The following is a 17,066-nucleotide window of genomic DNA, read 5'->3' as shown; positions in this document are numbered from 1 at the left end:
GTTCGATCACACCGCGCCCGCGCCGCCCCCCACGACCGCGTCGCCGCCGTCTTCGGCCCCTTTGTCCGGCGCCGCCGTTTCGCGGGGCGCGAACGAGGCGAAGTCCCCGGTGTCGCCGAGCCGGAGCAGGAACGGCCGGGTGGGCGTGTAGCGGATCGCGGTGACCGAGCAGGGGTCCACGTGGATCCGCTGGAAGAGGTCCAGGTGCATGCCGAGGGCGTCGGCGACGATCGACTTGATGATGTCGCCGTGCGAGCACATCAGGAAGACGGCGTCGCTGCCGTGCTCCTCGTCGATCCGCGCGTTCCACTCGCGCACGCAGTCCACGGCGCGGGTCTGCATGGCCCGCATGGACTCGCCGCCGGGGAAGGCGGCGGCCGAGGGGTGCTGCTGGACGATGCGCATCAGCGGTTCTTCGGACAGCTCGGAGAGTTTGCGGCCCGACCAGTCTCCGTAGTGGCACTCGCCGATCCGCTCGTCGGTGTGGAGCGCGAGTCCGGGCCGGTCGGCGAGGAGCGGGGCCAGGGTTTCGGCGCACCGCTGCAGCGGGCTGGTGACGGCGGCGGCGAGCGGGACGCCGGCGAGGCGGCCGGGCAGCGCCGCGGCCTGCCCGGCGCCGTGTTCGTCCAGGCCCACTCCCGGGGTCCAGCCGGCGAGGAGCCCTGCGGTGTTGGCGGTGGACCGCCCGTGTCGTACGAGGATCAGCGTGGCCATGCGGTCACCCTATGCGGCCCGGCCGGTGTGCGGGCGGGCTCCGGGCAGGGAACAATGCCCGGGTGATAGTGGACTGCGCGATGTACCGGAACGGCCGCCGCTCCGAGGCGCCCGAGGACTTCTCGGATGCCCTGGACCAGGCGCGGGCCACCGGCGACGCCTTCCTCTGGGTCGGCATGCACGAGCCGACGGAGAAGGAATTCGAGCACGTCAGCCAGGAGTTCGGGCTGCACCCGCTGGCGGTGGAGGACGCGCTGACCGCCCACCAGCGGCCGAAGCTGGAGGTCTACGACGATTCGCTCTTCGTGGTCCTCAAGCCGGTGCTGTACGACGACGACGCGGACCGGGTGACCACGGGCGAGCTGATGGTCTTCATCGGCGACTCCTTCGTGGTCACGGTCCGGCACGGCGAGGGGGCCGCGCTGGCCGCGGTGCGCCACCGGCTGGAGCAGGATCCCGAGGTGCTGAGGCACGGTCCGACGGCGGTGCTGTACGCGGTCTCGGACGCGGTGGTGGACCACTACATCGAGGTGGCCGCCGAGCTCCAGGCGGACCTGGAGGAGCTGGAGGCGGAGGTGTTCTCGCCGAACTCCGCGGACACCAAGAACACCGCGGCGCGGATCTACTCCTTCAAGCGGCAGGTCCTGGAGTTCCGCCGGGCCACCAGCCCGCTGCTGCAGCCGATGGACCGGCTCGCCTTCGGGGACGTGCCGTTCGTGCACGAGCACGCCCAGCCGTTCTTCCGTGACGTCGCCGACCACCTGACCAAGGCGAACGAGTACATCGAGGGCCTGGACCGGCTGCTCTCGGACGCGCTGGCCGCGCACCTGGCGCAAATGGGCGTCCGGCAGAACGACGACATGCGCAAGATCTCGGCCTGGGCGGCCATGGCGGCGGTCCCGACCATGGTGGCGGGGATCTACGGGATGAACTTCGACCACATGCCGGAGCTCAGGCACCGGTGGGGCTATCCGGCGGTCGTCGCGGTGATGCTGGGCCTGTGCCTGGGCCTGCACCGGATGTTCAAGCGGCGCGGCTGGCTCTGAGGGGGCCGCCGCGGCGGGGCGGCGGGCCCGTTGCGGGCACTACGCGAACTCGGGCGCGGTCGTGGCGGGACCGCCCAGCGGGTCGCCGCGCTCCGGCCGGCGCAGGTCCACCATCCGGTGCCAGCCGCTGAACCGCTCGTACGCGTACATCCCGCGGATCCCGGCGGCGAGCGCGGCCGCCTTCGGCGCGGGCCAGCCCAGCAGGCGCCCCATGCGGCCCATGACGGCGAGGCTCACGTCCCGGTACACGCCGATCTCGGCGAGCGCGCACTCGCGCAGCACCCGGTGGATGGTGCGGCCGTGGCCGGCGCGGGCGAGGCGGAGCAGTTCCTCGTGGCAGTACGCCAGGTGGTTGTCCTCGTCCGCACCGATCATGCGGATGGCCTTGCCGAGCTCGGGGTGGTCCCCGAAGTACCGGACCAGCATGATCATCTGGTCGGCGGCGCGCTGTTCGGTGACCCGGCTGTGGGAGAGGTAGACGACGATGTCCTCCTCGCTCAGGGCCCGCTCGCCGCGCAGCTTCTCGTGGCTCAGCCCGATGCCGCGGCGCTCCAGCAGCATCGTGTAGTCGGTCTCGGGCGGGACGGGGACGGGGGCCAGGCCGCGCTTGCGGAGCAGCGCGTTGAAGATCCGGCCGTGCTTGTCCTCGTCGGCCCCGTGCCGGGTGATCTTGGGCGCGAGGTCGCGCATGGAGTCGGGGACCAGGGCCGCGATCCGGGCGTTCTCCCAGCCGCCCTGGGACTCGCCGCCGGCGGCGATGGAGCAGAACAGCTGGAAGGACCCGTCGTCCTCGACGATCTCCTGGAACAGGCTGCGCGCAGAGAGCATACGTCGAGTCAAAAGCCGATTCGCGGGCCGGGCAACCGGGTGCGCCCCCGACTCGCCCGAATGAACGACCCCGACCGGTGGGCCCGGGGGCGTAACCCCGCGGGCCCGCCGCGCGTTGTTGGCTGTGTCGGCCGTGGCGGGGAAGACCCCCCGAGCCCCCACCACGGCCGCAGAACCCGTCACCGGAAGGGGACCGGTCAGGCGAGGCCCGCACGCTCCATGGCCTCGGTGCCGGCCCGCAGGGCGGCGATCCGCTCCTCCAGGGTGAATCCGGCGGGGGCGAGCGTCAGGGTGGTGACCCCGGCCTCCGCGTAGGCCCGCATCCCGTCCGCGATGCGCTCGACCGGCCCCAGCAGGGTGGTGGAGTCGATCAGCGAGTGCGGGATCGCGGCGGCCGCGCCCTGCTTGTCGCCCGACAGGTACTTGTCCTGGACCTCGGCGGCTTCCTTCTCGTAGCCCATGCGCCGGGCGAGCTGGTTGTAGAAGTTCTGCTTCCGGCTGCCCATGCCGCCCACGTACAGGGCGGTGTACGGGCGGAACATGTCGGCGAGCGCGTTCACGTCGTCGCCGAGGGCCAGCGGCACGGTCGGGCAGACGTCGAAGCCGTCCATCGTCAGCCCGGCCTTCTCGCGGCCCGCCCGGATGTGCGTGAGCGCGGTGGCCTCCAGGTGCTCGGCGGCCGGGAAGATCAGCAGCGCGCCGTCGGCGATCTCGCCGGTCTGCTCCAGGTTCTTGGGCCCGATGGCGGCGATGTAGAGCGGGATGTGCTCGCGCTCGGGGTGCACGGTCAGCTTCAGCGGCTTGCCCGGGCCGTCGGGCAGCGGCAGGGTCCAGTGCTCGCCCTCGTAGGACAGCCGCTCGCGGCTCATCGCCTTGCGGACGATCTCCACGTACTCGCGGGTCCGGGCGAGCGGCTTGTCGAACTTGACGCCGTACCAGCCCTCGGACACCTGCGGTCCGGAGACGCCGAGGCCGAGCCGGAAGCGGCCCTTGGTGAGGGAGTCGAGGGTGGCGGCCGTCATGGCCGTCATCGCCGGCTGGCGGGCCGGGATCTGGAGGATCGCCGAGCCGACGTCGATCCGCTCGGTCTGGGCGGCGACCCAGGCCAGGACGGTCGGCGCGTCCGAGCCGTAGGCCTCCGCGGCCCAGCAGACGTCGTAGCCGAGCCGGTCGGCCTCCTGCGCGACGGCGAGGTTGTCGGCGTCCATGCCAGCGCCCCAGTAGCCGAGATTGATGCCGAGCCGCATGTGTCGTCCCCTTACCGGTTTACCCATCAGTAACGTAGGTCTGCGGGGACTGTAGCGCGCCCGGGTGCCCCGCGTCAGCGCCCCAGTAGTCTCAGCGCCCATGGAGCAGAGGCATCTCGGCCGCACCGGACTGCGCGTCTCCCGGATCGGTCTCGGCACACTGACCTGGGGCCGGTCGGCGGACGGACCGGACGAGGCGGAAGCGGCCGCGCAGTTGAAGACGTTCTGGAACGCGGGCGGCACGCTCGTCGACACCGCCGACGTGTACGGGGGCGGGGAGGCGGAGTACCTCCTCGGACAATTGATCGGTTCCGTCGTGTCGCGGCGGGACCTGGTGATCGCGACGAAGGCCGGCGGGGTCGCGGACCCGGACCGCCGATTCGACGGCTCGCGCGGCCACCTGCTGGCCGCGCTGGACGACTCCCTGGCCCGCCTGGACACGGACTACGTCGATCTCTGGCAGGTCCACGCCTTCGATCCCTGGACCCCCATGGAGGAGACCCTCCAGGCGCTGGACATCGCGGTGAGCAGCGGGCGGGCGCGGTACGCGGGCGTGTCGAACTTCAGCGGCTGGCAGCTGGCGAAGGCGGCGACCTGGCAGCTCGCGGCGCCGGGAGTACGGACCCGGCTGGCGTCGACGCAAATGGAGTACTCCCTGCTCCAGCGGGGCGTGGAGCGGGAGGTCCTGCCGGCGGCGCTGGACCTCGGCGTCTCCCTCCTCCCCTCCTCCCCCCTCGGCCGGGGCGTCCTGACGGGCAAGTACCGGTCCGGCATCCCGGCGGACTCCCGGGGCGCCTCGGAGACCCTGTCCGCCTTCGTGGAGCCTTACCTGGACGAGGCGGCGCGCCGGATCGTGGACGCGGTGGCGACGGCCGCCCACGGCCTGGCGGTGACCCCGCTCCAGGTGGCCCTGGCGTGGGTGCGCGACCGCCCGGGGGTGGCCGCCCCGGTCATCGGCGCGCGCACGTCGGCGCAGCTCGGGGCGGCCCTGTCGGTGGAGGCCCTTAGTCTTCCGGAGGAGATCCGCCGAGCACTGGACGACGTCTCGGCGCCCGTCCACCGCTACCCCGATCAGGACTGGAGCACCTTGTGAGCGACACCGCCGCCGACGCCGCTGCCGCGGAGGACCCGGCGACCGCCGCTGCCCCCGCCCCGGAGACAGATGTGTATAAGCGCCAGGGCCGGGTGGGCTGCGTGGTGGCCTTGTCGGTGCGGTCCGGGGACCCGGTGCGCGCACCGGGCACGCCCGGGGCGGCGAAGGGCAGCTCGCTCAGGGCGAGTTCCGGGTCGGTTGCCAGCGTATGGAGCAGGGCCGCGTAGTCCCGTACGGCGGCCTCCGCCACGGTGTCGTCCAGCGTGTTGCCGTCGTACTGGACCAATGCGGCGGGCTGTGCGGCGTCGCTGAGCCCCAGGCCGTAGGACAGGGTGAACTTCGCGCCGTCCGTGGGTACGTCCACGTACTCGGCCGACGTACCCGGCACGCGGAGGACCGTCGGTTCGCCGAGGACGTCGGAGGTGACCTGGACCAGCGCGGTGCCGTCAGCGCCGCGTGCTCCCGCGCCGAGGCGTTCGAGGACCAGGTCGAAGGGGAGGTGCCTGCGGCCCTGGGCTTCGACGAGTGCGTCGCGTACCCGTCGCAGAAGGTCGGCGAGGGTCGGGTCGTCCGAGACGTCGACCCGTACGGGCAGGGTGTTGACGCACAGGCCGACCAGCCCGCGCATGGCCGTTCCGCCGCGGTGGGTGGCCGCCACGCCGATGACGAGGTCGTCGTCGCCGGTGAGGCGGTGCAGGGCGGCGAAGGCCGCGGTCAGCGACACCGCGAAGAGCGTGGCGTGCCGCTCTGCACCCAGCGCCCGCAGGGCGCCGGGCACGGTGGGCGCGAGGGGCACGGTGCACACGGCCGCGGGCCGGGCGCCGGTGTGCGGCGCGGCCGCCGCCGGCAGGGGCAGGCGCGGTGGGGCGGCGTCGGCCAACAGGGCGGTCCAGCGGTCCAGTTCAGCCGTGAATCCGGAGAGGCCCTCGTGCTCGTGGCGCGCGTGGTCGGCGTACTGCGGCGGTGCGGCGAGCTCGTGCCGGCCCGCCGCGTCGGTGGCCGCCGCGTAGAAGACGGCGAGTTCGGCGGCCACGGTCTCCAGCGAGGCGCCGTCCACCGCGATGTGATGGAACGTCAGGAGCAGCGTGTGGTCCTGCGGGCCGTGGCGCAGGACGAGCGCCCGTACGGCGTCGCCGGCCGCGAGGTCGAACGGCCGGGCCGACTCCCGCCGCAGCAGCCCCGGGGCGTGCGTCACGTCGGTGTCGATGACGGGTACGGGGACCTCATCCGGTGCCGGGAGCACCTCCTGCAGGGGCTCGCCCTCGCACTCCGTGTAGCGGGTGCGGAGGATGCCGTGCCGGGCCACCAGTGAGGTGACGGCGGTGGCGAACGCGGCCACGTCGAACGGACCGCGCACGCGCGTGGCGAACGGTACGTGGTACGAGTCGCCCGCGCCGCCGAGCCGCTCCATCAGCCACATGCGGCGCTGGGCGCGGGAGAGGGGGGCGCTCGCGGCCCGCGGGTCGGTACCGGATCGGGCGGTGCCGCGTGCTGCGTGATCGTCCTCACGGGAGGCCGCGCCGGTGCCGGTACGGGGCTTCGCGCGCCCGGCGGCTCTGGTGCGGGCCAGGCGCAGCAGTTCCACCTGCCGTTCCTGTTGGCGGTCGCGTGCCGCGGAGTCGGCGTCAGTGGGCATCGCTGTGCTCCGGAAGGTCGAGGTGGAGGTCGCCGTGGGCGGCCAGGAGGGCACGTTCGACCAGCGCGGCCTGCGCGGCGACGGTCGGGGCGGCGAAGAACTCGGCGAGGGAGATTTCCACGCCGAGTTCCTCGCGGAGGTTCTCGGTGGCGGCGAGGGCGAGCAGGGAATGGCCGCCGAGGGCGAAGAACTCGATGTCGGCGCTGGTGACTTCGAGTTCCAGGGCCTGGCTCCACACATCGGCGACGGCCTGCTCCAGCGGTGTCATCTCCGCTGCCGGCACGTCGGTGGGCCGGTTGTCGGCCGCGTGCGGGCGACCGGTGAGCGCCCGCCGGTCGACCTTGCCGGCCGGGGTGAGGGGAAGCCGCCCCAGCAGGGTGATCGCGTCGGGCACCAGGTGGGCGGGCAGGGCAGCGGTGAGACGCTCGCGCAGCGCTCCGCCGGAGGGCACCGGGCCGGGCGCGGCGACGACGAACGCGACGAGGCGCGCCTGGGGGGTGCCGGCGCCGTCGACGGTCACGGCGGCGTCGTCGACGTCCGGCTGCTCGCGCAGGACGTGTTCGACTTCGGCGGGCTCGATGCGGAAGCCGCGGACCTTCACCTGGTCGTCGTTGCGGCCGTGGAACCGGAGGATGCCGTCGGGCCTGAGGGAGACGACGTCGCCCGTACGGTAGAGCCGGCCGGCGGCGGGATGCTCGACGAAGCGCTCGGCGGTGAGTTCGGGCCGGCCCGTGTACCCGAGGGCGAGCCTGCTGCCGCCGATCCACAGTTCGCCCCGGTCGCCGTCGGCCACCGGGCGGCCCTCGGAGTCCAGGACGTGCGCCGTGGCCCCGGAGATGGGCCTGCCGATCGGTATCGGCCCCTCCAGGTCCTGCTCGGTGACCCGGTGGGCGGTGGCGAAGGTGGTCGTCTCGGTCGGTCCGTAGCCGTTGACGAGCTCCAGCCAGGGGAAGGCGGTGAGCACCTCGCGGGCAGGTGCGGTGGCCATCGCCTCGCCGCCGACGAGGACCGAGCGGAGCTGGGTGAAGACGCGGGAGCGGCGCGCGGCGAGCTGGTGGAAGAGGGCGGTGGTGAAGAACGCCACCGTCACGCCGTACCGCTCGACGTGCCGGGCCAGGTCCTCCAGGGAGGGCCGCTGCTCGGTGCAGACGACGACCGCCGCGCCGTTGGCGAGCGCGACCCAGACTTCGAAGGTCGAGGCGTCGAAGGTCATGGGCGAGTGGAACAGGACGCGGTCGCGGCCGGTGAGGGTGACGTAGTCGGGTGCGGTGACCAGCTCGGCAATGGCACGGTGCGGCACGGCGACGCCCTTGGGGCGGCCGGTGGAGCCGGAGGTGAACATGATGAACGCCGGGCTGTCCGGGTCGGAGTCGTCGACCGGCGAGCCGCTCATGAGCGGCTCCTCGGGCAGGGCGAGTACGGGCCCGGGGAGCGTGACCGCGTCCAGCAGCTTGCCGTCGCCGACGGTGAGCGTCACGTCCGCGTCGGCGATCATCGCCTCGGTGCGCGGCCGGGGCTGGGCGGGGTCGAGCGGCACGCACACGGCTCCGGCCAGCCACAGCCCGAGCTGCGCCACGACCGTGCGGGCCGACCGTGTCGTCATCAGCGCGACCCGGTCGCCGCGGGACACCCCGTGGTCGCGCAGGTACGCCGCGAGGGCGTGGCCGGCCTCGAGGAGACCGGCGTAGGTGAGGGTGGTGTCGCCGTCCACGACGGCGAGTGCGTTCGGGGTGAGTGCGGCGTTCCGGGCAAGGAGCGCCGACAGGGTGGTCGCCCGCACCGGCGGCGGTACGGGTGCACCGGTCACCGGGTCGATGGGCTGCGGGGTGGTGGGCTGCGGGGTGGTGGGTGTCATGTCAGGCTCCTTCCGGTCGCGGGGTGCGGCGCTGGTGGACGACGGCGGCGAAGGCGCGCAGGTCGGCGCTGCGCAGCAGCTCGTGGGCGCGCGGGCGTACTCCGGTCTCGCGTTCGACGGCCGCCATCAGCCGTGCGGCGACGACGGAGGTGCCGCCGGCGTCGGTGAAGTTGTCGCCGGGGCCGGTGTCGGGCCGGCCGAGGAGGTCGCGCACGGTCGTCAGCACGAACCGCTCGGTGCCGGTGGCGTCGGCGAGGTCGTTCGGGGCGGCGGTCCGGGGCGTCACGGGGTCCGGGGTCCGGGCCGTCAGGGCGGCCCGGTCCACCTTGCCGTTGGCGTCGAGCGGGTAGCCGTCGACGATCCGTACGGCGCTGGGGACGGCCTGCTCGGGCAGCCAGGCACGGACCGCGGCGAGGAGGTCCCCGGCCGCGGGTTCGGCGCCGTCGACGGGCCGTACGTGCGCGACGAGGCGGCCGTGGCCGGAGCTGTCGCGCAGCACGGTGACGACGGCACTGCGTACCCGGTGGTCCTGCTCGAAGGCGGCTTCCACCTCGGCCGGTTCGATCCGCACCCCGCTGATCTTCACCTGGTCGTCCAGGCGGCCGAGGAAGTCCAGGCCGCCGTCGGCGTTCATCCGTACCCGGTCGCCCGTGCGGTAGAGGCGGTCGACCGCGGGCAGCTCCGGCTCTTGTGGAGGCGCGGCGAACCGGCGTGCGGTCAGTTCGGGGTCAAGGTATCCGAGCGCCAGGCAGTGGCCGCCGATGCGCAGTTCGCCGTCCTGCCCGCGGGCGACGGGCCGGCCCTCGTCGTCCGTGACGACGAGGGTGACGCCCGGCAGCGCGGTGCCGATGGGTGGCGGGGTCGGGTCACCGGCCTCCGGGTCCGTGCCGCGCATGGTGTGGGTGGTGGTGACGACGGTGGCTTCCGCGGGGCCGTAGGCGTTGTGGACGGTGGCGGTGACGTCGGGGCCGGGCCGTCGGCGCATGCGGTCGCCGCCGACGACGAGGTGGCGCAGGTTGAGGTCCTGCGGCCACGGCCGGTCCAGGAGCGGTTCGACGGTGGGAGTGGCCGCCACCACGTGGGTGAGGGCGGTGTCACGCCACCAGTCGGTGAGCACGTCCGAGTCCCAGCGGGTGTCGTCCGGGGCCGGGACGAGGGCGGCACCGGAGGTCAGTGCGGCCCAGAGCTCCAGCAGATGCGGGTCGAACGCGACGCCGATGAGCAGGGACTGGCGGTCACCCGGCGCCAGGCCGGTCTCGGCCCGGTACCAGTCGAGGGCGACGGAGAGCGAGGACTCGGCCACGGCGACCGCCTTGGGGCGGCCGGTGGAGCCGGAGGTGAGGACGGCGTACAGGGCGCCCTCGGGCGCGCGCCGGGTTCCGCGGACGGAGTCGGCGAAGGCCGCCACCGCGGCGGCGGGGGCGTTGACGCCATCGGTGGGCAGCAGCAGCGGCAGCGGGGCGTGCTTCCCGCCGCGGTGTTCCTCGGGCAGGACAGCGGGGTCGCCGATGAGGCAGGCGACGTCGAGGTCCTCGGTGACGGCCTGGATGCGGCGTTCGCCGGGGCGGGGGCCGAGCGGCAGGTAGACGGCGCCGATCCGGGCGAGGGCGACGGCGGTCACCACCAGGGCCGTGGACCGGTCGAGGCAGACGCCGACCAGGTCGCCGGGCCGTACGCGGTCGCCCAGATCGGCGGCGACCAGCTCGGCCGCCGCGTCGAGGTCCTGGTACGTCCAGATCTCGGTGCGGTCGATCACTGCCGGGGCCCGCGGGGTGCGCCGGGCCCAGTCCTCGAAGCGGGCGAGCACACTGGTCGGTTCGGCGGCCGGGCCATGGGCGACGCTCAGCGCGGTGCCGAGGCCGGTGCCGGTGCCGAGGCCGGTGTTGCGGCCCGTGCCGAGGCCGGTGTGGAGAGGCTTGGCGGGGACGACGGGCGCGGTCGGGGACTGGGTCATCACGACTCCGTGGAAGGGGCGGTGGTGGCGAGGGCTTCGGCCTGGTCGGCGAGCACGGGGTTGCGGAAGAGCACCCTCAGCGGCGGGCGCGTGCCCAGCCGGGGCTCCAGCCAGGCGGCCAGCTCGGCGGCCAGCAGGGAATGGCCCCCGCTGTGGAAGAAGTGGGAGCGGGCGTCGAAGCGGCTGTGGCCGAGGACCTGACGCCAGCCTTCGGTGAGCAGAGCCGTCATCGGATCGTCGGACACGGCGGACGCGTCGGACCCGGCGGACCCGGCGGACACGTCGGACCCGGCGGTGGCCTCGGGCCCGGCCTCGCGATCGCCTCCGGGCTCGTACGTCGCCGTGTCGTCGGGGTCGAGCGCCGCCGCTCGGCGGGCCAGGGCCGTACGGTCGGGCTTGCCACCGGCGAGGGTCGGCATGGTGTCCAGCCGTGCCCACCGGGCGGGCACGAGGGGGCCGGGCAGGCGGCGGCTCAACTCGGCGTGCAGCGTCTTGTCGTCGAAGTCCGCGCCGCTCGCGCCGTTCGCGCCGTTCGCGCCCTCGGCGCCCTCGGCGCCGACTTCGAGGAAGCCGACGAGCCTGGGCCCGCCGGGACCCTCCCGGTCCAGTACGACGGCGCATGACCGGCCGCCGAGCACCGCGGACGCCGCCGCCTCGATCTCCTCCAGCTCGATGCGGTGACCCCGGAGCTTGATCTGGTTGTCGCGCCGCCCGAGGAAGTACAGCAGGCCGTCCAGACCGCGGTAGCCGAGGTCGCCGGTGAGGTAGACGCGCTGCCCGTCGAGTGCGTCGACGGTGACGAACCGGGCGGCCGTAGCCTCCGCGTTGCCCGCGTAGCCGTCGGCGAGGCCGGGACCGGCGACGGCGAGTTCCCCGACGGCGCCGGTGGGCAGCGGGCGGTGGTGGGCGTCCAGGACGTGGATCCGCTCGCCCGGAAGCTCGGTGCCCAGGGGGATCTCGGCGCCCTCGGCGAGGGCCTCCCGGGAGACCTCGTGGACGGTCGAGCTGATGGCCGCCTCCGTGACGCCGTACACGTTGAGCACGGTCGCGTCGGTGTCGGTGAGGACTCCGCTCAGTGCCTGGGCGGGAAGGCGCTCGCCGCCGAGGACCAGGAGCCTCGGTGCCCAGCTCTCGTCGCGCAGCGCGGGACGCAGGTCCTCGCGGGTGGCGAGGAAGTAGCTGGTGGGCAGGTTGGCGACGGTCACCCGGGCTGACGCCAGCAGTTCGGCGAGCTCCGCGCCCGTGGGCACCTCGTACTCGGGCAGGACCAGGCACGCACCGGCGTACAGGGTCGGCAGCACCTCCTCGAGCGCCACGTCGAAGGACGGCTGGGCGAACATCAGGACCCGGTCCGAGGTGGTGAGGCCGAACCGGTCGGCGGCCGCCGTCAGATGGTGCGCCAGCGCCTCGTGGCCGACGGCGACCGGCTTCGGCAGCCCGGTGGAGCCGGAGGTGTGGATGACGTACGCGGTGCCGGGAAGCTCCGCGGCCCCGTGCGCGGCGGGCAGTACCGGGGCGTCGATCCGGGCGGTCGGCAGTCCTTCCGGCAGGGCCGGGGTGCCGTCACCGGTGAGGACCAGTGCGGGGGCGAGCCGCTCCAGGAGCACTCCGAGCCGGGCCGGCGGATCGGACGGGGACAGCGGGCAGTAGACGGCGCCGGTCCGCAGGCATGCGAGCAGGGCGACGACGGAGTCGGTCCCCCTGGGCAGGACCACGGCCACCGGCCGGCCGGGCTTCACACCGGCATCGCGCAGTCGCTCGGCGAGGGAGCCGACGCGGTCGTCGAGTTCGCCGTAGGTGAGCCGGCGCGCGCCGCACAGCAGGGCGGGCAGCGACGGGTGGTGCGCGGGTACGGGGTCCAGCGGATCGCGGTCGGCCGGGACGGGCACGGGCTCGGCGGCCGGCTCCACGGCGGTCGGTGCCAGGTCGGCCAGCGCGGTCTCGGGGCTGTCGAGGTAGGCGCGCAGCAGGTCCAGGAAGCGGCCGGAGAGCAGCCGGGCGACGTCTTCGCCGAAGAGGTCCGCGTCGTAGTCCCAGACCAGGGTCATGCCGGGCGAGCCGTGGCGCGGGGTGACGCCGCGCCGGTCGTCCGGGAGCAGCACCACGTCGAGGTCGAAGCGGGTGGTGCCGGTGTTGAAGCCCTCGAAGAGGGTGATGTCGAGACCGGGTACGTCGATCTCGGGCAGCGGTGCGTCGTGGGCGCTGAACATGACGGAGAAGAGCGGGTTGTCGGCGCCGGAGGTGTGCATGCCGAGCGCCCGGGTCAGCTCCTGGACCGGCACGTCCTGGTGCGGCAGGGCCCGGATGAGGGTGTCGGTGACCTCGTCCATGGTGTCCTGGGCGGGGGCGGCGGCGTCCAGGGCGAGCGGCAGCGGGATGGTGTTGACGAACATGCCCACGGCGTCCTCGTAGCCGAGGGGGCGGTTGCCGACGGCGGTGCCGATGACCATCCGGGACCGGCCGCTGTGCCGGCGCAGGAGTTCGGCGAACAGGCCGAGAAGCGTGGCGAACGGGGTGAGACCGCGGGAACGGGTGTGCGTGCGCAGGCGCTCGGCTAGGTCGGCGCCGATCGTCTGGCGCAGCTGTCCGCCGTGGTGCCGGCGGCGGGCACCGGGGCGGGCGAGGCCGGGCAGCGGCAGGTCGTGGGGCTGGTCGCGCAGTTCGGCTCGCCAGAAGTCGAGCGATTCGGGCGTGTACGCGGCCTCGGCCTGGGCCCGGACGTGGTCCGCGTACGAGGACGCGGGCGGGAGCTCCAGGGTCTCGCCGAGGACGTGGGCGCGGTAGACGCGGAAGACGTCGTCGAGCAGGATCGCGAAGGAGTGCCCGTCGTGGATCAGGTGGTGCTCGACGTGGACGAGCCGGTGATGGTTCTCGGCCAGCCGCACGAGCGTCCAGCGGATCAGCGGTGCCTCGAAGGTGTCGAGCGGTGTCTCGGCCTCGGTGCGCAGGAGATCGCCGAAAGCCGCCTCGGGGTCCCCTCCGGTGCTGAGGTCGATCGTGCGCAGCCTCGGCGGACACTGCGCCGCGACCCGCTGCCCGGGTACGGACGGCCCGGTGGGGGCGACGAGTTCGAGCCGCAGACCGGGGTGGCGGGCCAGGGTGGCGGCGAGGCCCCGGCGCAGTGCGTCGGTGTCGAGCGTGCCCCACAGGTCCAGTGAGGCGGTGAAGTTGTAGGCGCGACTGCCGGGCTGCATCTGCTCGTGCAGCCAGACGATCTCCTGCGAGGAGGAGAGGGGAAGCATGGGCGATCCCTGAGGTTGTCGGGTCGGTCTCCGGTGCCGGTCACGGTTGTGCCCGGTGGTCGTGCGGGCGGATTTCGCGGGTCGCGCGGGGCCGCTTTCGGCATGGGTCGATGCCGTGGGGGGAGCTTGGAGTGCGCGCCGCGGCGTGGGAGGTGGTGCCGGGCGGTGTGGGGTGTGCGTGGGTGCTGGTGCCGGTACCGGGTGTGGGTGGGTGCCGGTACGCGGGCTTCCGGGCGGCGGGGCCGTCAGTCCGAGGGGCGCGCCGAGGGACGCGCCGAGGCGCGCAGCGCGTGGGTGAGCGCGTCGAAGGCCCGGTGCGCGGTGTCGTCGTCGATCACCTCGCGGTTCCACCCCATCCGCAGGCGGATCTCCGCTCCCTGGGTGACCGAGACGGCGAAGGGGCCGCGGACGGGTCTGCCGTCGACGTGGACCTCTCGTCCCTCGACACCGGCCAGTTCGAGGGGCGGGCGGCGGCTGTCGTCGTCCACGGTGAGCAGTCCGTCGAGGCCTCCGCTCCAGGGCGAGCCGGCGGCCCGTACGGCGGTCGCGACCGCGTCGAACGGGACGTCGGCCCGATCGAGGTCGTCCCACCACGCGTCGGCAGTCGCCTCCGCGTCAGGTCCGTGGCCGGTGTCGGCCGGGAAGACGAGGGTGTTGAGGAAGCACCCGACGACCGGCTCCGCTCCCGTGGGACGGCCGCCCCACGGGTAGCCGAGCGGGACCACGTTGTCCGGGCCGTACAACTCGCGGGCCGCGGACCGGCAGGCGTCGAGCAGCCCGGGGAAGGGCAGGCCGCCGCCGTGCGCGGGAAGCCGGGCCTGTGCGAAACCGCCGGGTAAGGCGCCGTCGGGCACGCGTGCCGGACGCGGTGGCGGGGCGTGAACGCGCAGCGCGCGCAGCCGGTCCGCCCAGTACTCGGCCGCTTCGGGTGTCTCCGCCCGTTCCTCGGCGGCGAGTTGGCGCAGAACCGTGTCCCGGTAGGCGTCGAGTTCGGCTTCCGTCTCCGCGGGCGCGGGCGCGGGGCTGAGGTCGGTGGCCTCCTCGGTGTACGCGGCGCCGAGTTCCTCGACGATCCGCGTCAGCGAGCGGCCGTCGCAGACGGCGTGGTCCAGGACGATGGCGAGGATGTCCTCGTCGAGGTCTTCGTCGCGGTCCGCCTCGCGGTCTTCGTCGCGTACGAGGAAGAGCCGCAGGGCGGGACCCCCCGCATCCCAGGAGGCCAGCGCGCGACGGAGGGTGTCGGCGGGCCGCTCCCCCGGCACGGGGGCCGGCCGGGTCACGCTGACGTCCGGTTCGGCGACGCGCAGGACGGGAGTGCCGCGGACGACGACGGGCCGCGAGCGCAGGGCGGTGTGCCGTGCGGCGAGCCTGCCGGCTGCTGCGCGCAGGCGTTCGGGGTCGACGGTTCCGCGCGGGAAGGCGAAGAACATCGGCACCAGGTCGGGGCGTCCCGACGGGTCCAGCGAGCGCACCAGGACGAAGCGGCGCTGTGCTCCGGTGACCGGCAGCAGGGTGTCGGACCGGTCGTCGGCGGTGAGACGCCGGTAGCGGGCCAGGTACTGACTCGTGATGCTGAGCACGTGGTCCTCTCTGTCGTAGTCAGCCGATGGGTGCGGGGGCCGGGCGTTCGCCGTCATCGGCGGAGGTCTTCTCCCGCGGTGTCTCCTCGGCGGCGCCGGCGAGGACGTCGTCCTCGGGACCGGGCAGGTCCCGCATCCGGCGCAGCGGGGAGAGCAGCAGCGGCAGCGGTACGGCGAGGATGCCGACGGCGCACCAGGCGAGTGCCGTACGCGACCCGTAGGACTGGGCGAGGGCGCCGCCGAGGAGCGCGCCGAGCGGCAAGGTTCCCCACATCAGGAAGCGCAGGGTGGCGTTCATCCGCCCGAGCAGGCGCGGGGGGCAAAGCCCTTGGCGGAAGCTGACCTGGGCGATGTTGTAGACGACGGCGCCGAAGGAGACGACCGCCGATCCGGCGGCGAAGAGGGCCGCCCCGGGGAGGCCGGGCCCGGACAGGGGCCACAGCAGGGCGAACGGGCCGGTCACCAGGACGGACAGGAAGATCACCCGGGCCTGCCCCAGCCGGGCGGCGAGGCGCCCGGCGCACAGGGCGCCCAGGAGCCCGCCCACGGCCGATGCGGACAGCACCAGCCCGAGCCCGCCGGGCTTCAGTCCGACGACACGGACGAGATGCACGGTCTGGGTCGCCATGAGGACGGCGGTACAGAAATTGGCCAGGCCGGTGGTGAGGGCGATGACGCGGAGCAGCGGATGGCCGAAGACGAAGCGGACACCTTCGCCGATCTCCTTGCGCAGGGAGCGCCCGGGGGCGGGGTCGGACTCCGGTCCTTCCTCGGGCTGTTTGATGCGGAGCAGGAACAGGGCGGAAAGTACGTAGCCGAGTGCGTCGGCGATGACGGCGAAGTGCGCTCCGACGAGCTGGACCAGTCCGCCGCCGACACCGGGGCCGGTCACCTGGGCGGTGGAACGGACCGTCTCCAGGGCGCCGTTGCCGGCCACGAGTTGGTCGCGGGGCAGGATCTGCGGAAGGTAGCTCTGGTGGGCGACGTCGAAGAACACGGTCGCCACGCCGGTCACGAGCGCGACGGCGTAGAGCTGGGCCATGGTCAGGACGTGGGCGAGCGCGGCAACGGGGATGCTCGCCATGGCGACCGCGCGCACCAGGTCCGCGCGGATCATCAGGGTCCGCTTGCGCATGCGGTCGGTGAGTGCCCCGGCGGGCAGCCCGACGACCAAGAAGGCGGCAGTCTCCGCGGCGGTCAGGAGACCCACCTGGAAGGCAGGGGCCTCAAGTTCGAGGACGGCCACGAGGGGCAGCGCCACCAGCGTCACCTGGGCACCGAGCTGTCCGGTGGCGGCTCCCGCGAGCAGCATCCGGAAGTCACGCAAACGCATAGGGCCACGGGTGGCGGCTCGGGATGTTTCGGACATGTGAACGACAGTCGCGGACCCGTCGATCCGAAGTCAAAGCAACCCCGTCAGTTTCGGACTTCTTTTTCGGCACGATGGAGGCACCTCCGCAAATCTTTCGGGCTACCCAGGGTTCGACCACGTGAATTCCTGTTGATCATGCAGTCAGCCAGGGGCGGGTGGGGCAAGGGAGAGCAAGGGAGGACAGGGGCGCACGGACGGGCTGAGCAGCGCCTCGCCATGCTGAGGTTTCGATTCGATCCTGACCGAAAAAGCCCATCCGTGATCATGCCCCTACGGAATCACCCATTCCGTCCGCTACGAACGCCGCGCGGTGCCGGGCCAGTTGACACACGCCAGACCTGACGAGTCGCCCGCCACCAGGGAAACCTCCGGCCGGCGGGTGGGGATAGGACCGGGTGGCTTTGACGGCGCCTTCCGACTCCACCCGGAAGGCGAGTTCTGACTCCGCCCCTGCCCGCGGGAGCAGGCTGACTGATGGGTTCTTCTCGGCAAGCCGGTT

General features: G+C 73.6%; 11 protein-coding genes. 2 read left to right on the top strand and 9 right to left on the bottom strand.

The annotated features are described in order from the left end of the window. Window positions 1–6: 6 nt before the first annotated feature. The gene (locus DRB89_RS27545; protein ID WP_112450918.1) at window positions 7–714 is read right to left on the bottom strand and encodes a histidine phosphatase family protein; all 708 of its coding nucleotides are present in this window, start codon (window positions 712–714) and stop codon (window positions 7–9) included. 80 nt (window positions 715–794) lie between these two features. On the opposite strand from DRB89_RS27545, the gene corA reads away from it, so the two are divergent. After that, window positions 795–1,760, top strand: a complete 966-nt coding sequence (gene corA / locus DRB89_RS27540) for a magnesium/cobalt transporter CorA (RefSeq protein WP_239516358.1) — start codon at window positions 795–797, stop codon at window positions 1,758–1,760. A gap of 39 nt (window positions 1,761–1,799) precedes the next feature. On the opposite strand, the gene DRB89_RS27535 is transcribed toward corA, so the two are convergent. Continuing rightward, window positions 1,800–2,588: a ferritin-like domain-containing protein gene (locus tag DRB89_RS27535; protein WP_112450916.1), complete on the bottom strand. Its 789-nt coding sequence runs from the start codon at window positions 2,586–2,588 to the stop codon at window positions 1,800–1,802. Window positions 2,589–2,785: 197 nt separating this feature from the next. After that, the gene (locus DRB89_RS27530; protein ID WP_112450915.1) at window positions 2,786–3,835 is read right to left on the bottom strand and encodes an LLM class F420-dependent oxidoreductase; all 1,050 of its coding nucleotides are present in this window, start codon (window positions 3,833–3,835) and stop codon (window positions 2,786–2,788) included. Window positions 3,836–3,935: 100 nt separating this feature from the next. On the opposite strand from DRB89_RS27530, the gene DRB89_RS27525 reads away from it, so the two are divergent. Then, entirely contained in the window at window positions 3,936–4,928 is a 993-nt protein-coding gene (locus DRB89_RS27525; RefSeq protein WP_112450914.1) for an aldo/keto reductase, read from the top strand. Here the strand turns inward: DRB89_RS27525 and DRB89_RS27520 are convergent. From DRB89_RS27520 to DRB89_RS27495, 6 genes are all read right to left on the bottom strand, one after another. Continuing rightward, window positions 4,840–6,564, bottom strand: a complete 1,725-nt coding sequence (locus DRB89_RS27520) for a condensation domain-containing protein (RefSeq protein ID WP_112463455.1) — start codon at window positions 6,562–6,564, stop codon at window positions 4,840–4,842. The genes DRB89_RS27525 and DRB89_RS27520 overlap by 89 nt on opposite strands. Next, complete coding sequence (locus tag DRB89_RS27515; protein ID WP_112448539.1) at window positions 6,554–8,419, bottom strand: non-ribosomal peptide synthetase; 1,866 nt, start codon at window positions 8,417–8,419, stop codon at window positions 6,554–6,556. Before DRB89_RS27515 ends, DRB89_RS27520 begins: the two co-directional genes overlap by 11 nt. Before the next feature lies 1 nt (window position 8,420). Further along, window positions 8,421–10,373, bottom strand: coding sequence for a non-ribosomal peptide synthetase (locus DRB89_RS27510; protein WP_112448540.1), 1,953 nt, complete (start codon window positions 10,371–10,373; stop codon window positions 8,421–8,423). After that, window positions 10,373–13,615 carry a non-ribosomal peptide synthetase gene (locus DRB89_RS27505; protein WP_112463454.1) on the bottom strand — a complete coding sequence of 1,081 codons (3,243 nt, stop codon included), beginning with the start codon at window positions 13,613–13,615 and terminating at the stop codon, window positions 10,373–10,375. The genes DRB89_RS27510 and DRB89_RS27505 overlap by 1 nt, the downstream gene beginning before the upstream one ends. Before the next feature lie 245 nt (window positions 13,616–13,860). Further along, window positions 13,861–15,195, bottom strand: coding sequence for a non-ribosomal peptide synthetase (locus tag DRB89_RS27500; RefSeq protein ID WP_112453375.1), 1,335 nt, complete (start codon window positions 15,193–15,195; stop codon window positions 13,861–13,863). 19 nt (window positions 15,196–15,214) lie between these two features. Next, on the bottom strand, window positions 15,215–16,528 hold the full coding sequence (locus DRB89_RS27495) for an MFS transporter (protein WP_239516357.1): 1,314 nt from the start codon (window positions 16,526–16,528) through the stop codon (window positions 15,215–15,217). Window positions 16,529–17,066: the final 538 nt, after the last annotated feature.

The sequence above is a fragment of the Streptomyces sp. ICC4 genome (assembly GCF_003287915.1).
In the GTDB taxonomy this organism is placed as follows: Bacteria; Actinomycetota; Actinomycetes; order Streptomycetales; family Streptomycetaceae; genus Streptomyces; species Streptomyces tritrimontium.
The sequence above is the reverse complement of the archived record's forward strand: the minus strand, read 5'-3'. Positions and strand labels throughout refer to the sequence as shown.

Bases quoted from the DNA above. Each gene is read 5' to 3' on its own strand.
- DRB89_RS27545 (WP_112450918.1), bottom strand. From the start codon at position 714: ATGGCCACGCTGATCCTCGTACGACACGGGCGGTCCACCGCCAACACC.
- corA (WP_239516358.1), top strand. From the start codon at position 795: ATGTACCGGAACGGCCGCCGCTCCGAGGCGCCCGAGGACTTCTCGGAT.
- DRB89_RS27535 (WP_112450916.1), bottom strand. From the start codon at position 2,588: ATGCTCTCTGCGCGCAGCCTGTTCCAGGAGATCGTCGAGGACGACGGG.
- DRB89_RS27530 (WP_112450915.1), bottom strand. From the start codon at position 3,835: ATGCGGCTCGGCATCAATCTCGGCTACTGGGGCGCTGGCATGGACGCC.
- DRB89_RS27525 (WP_112450914.1), top strand. From the start codon at position 3,936: ATGGAGCAGAGGCATCTCGGCCGCACCGGACTGCGCGTCTCCCGGATC.
- DRB89_RS27520 (WP_112463455.1), bottom strand. From the start codon at position 6,564: ATGCCCACTGACGCCGACTCCGCGGCACGCGACCGCCAACAGGAACGG.
- DRB89_RS27515 (WP_112448539.1), bottom strand. From the start codon at position 8,419: ATGACACCCACCACCCCGCAGCCCACCACCCCGCAGCCCATCGACCCG.
- DRB89_RS27510 (WP_112448540.1), bottom strand. From the start codon at position 10,373: ATGACCCAGTCCCCGACCGCGCCCGTCGTCCCCGCCAAGCCTCTCCAC.
- DRB89_RS27505 (WP_112463454.1), bottom strand. From the start codon at position 13,615: ATGCTTCCCCTCTCCTCCTCGCAGGAGATCGTCTGGCTGCACGAGCAG.
- DRB89_RS27495 (WP_239516357.1), bottom strand. From the start codon at position 16,528: ATGCGTTTGCGTGACTTCCGGATGCTGCTCGCGGGAGCCGCCACCGGA.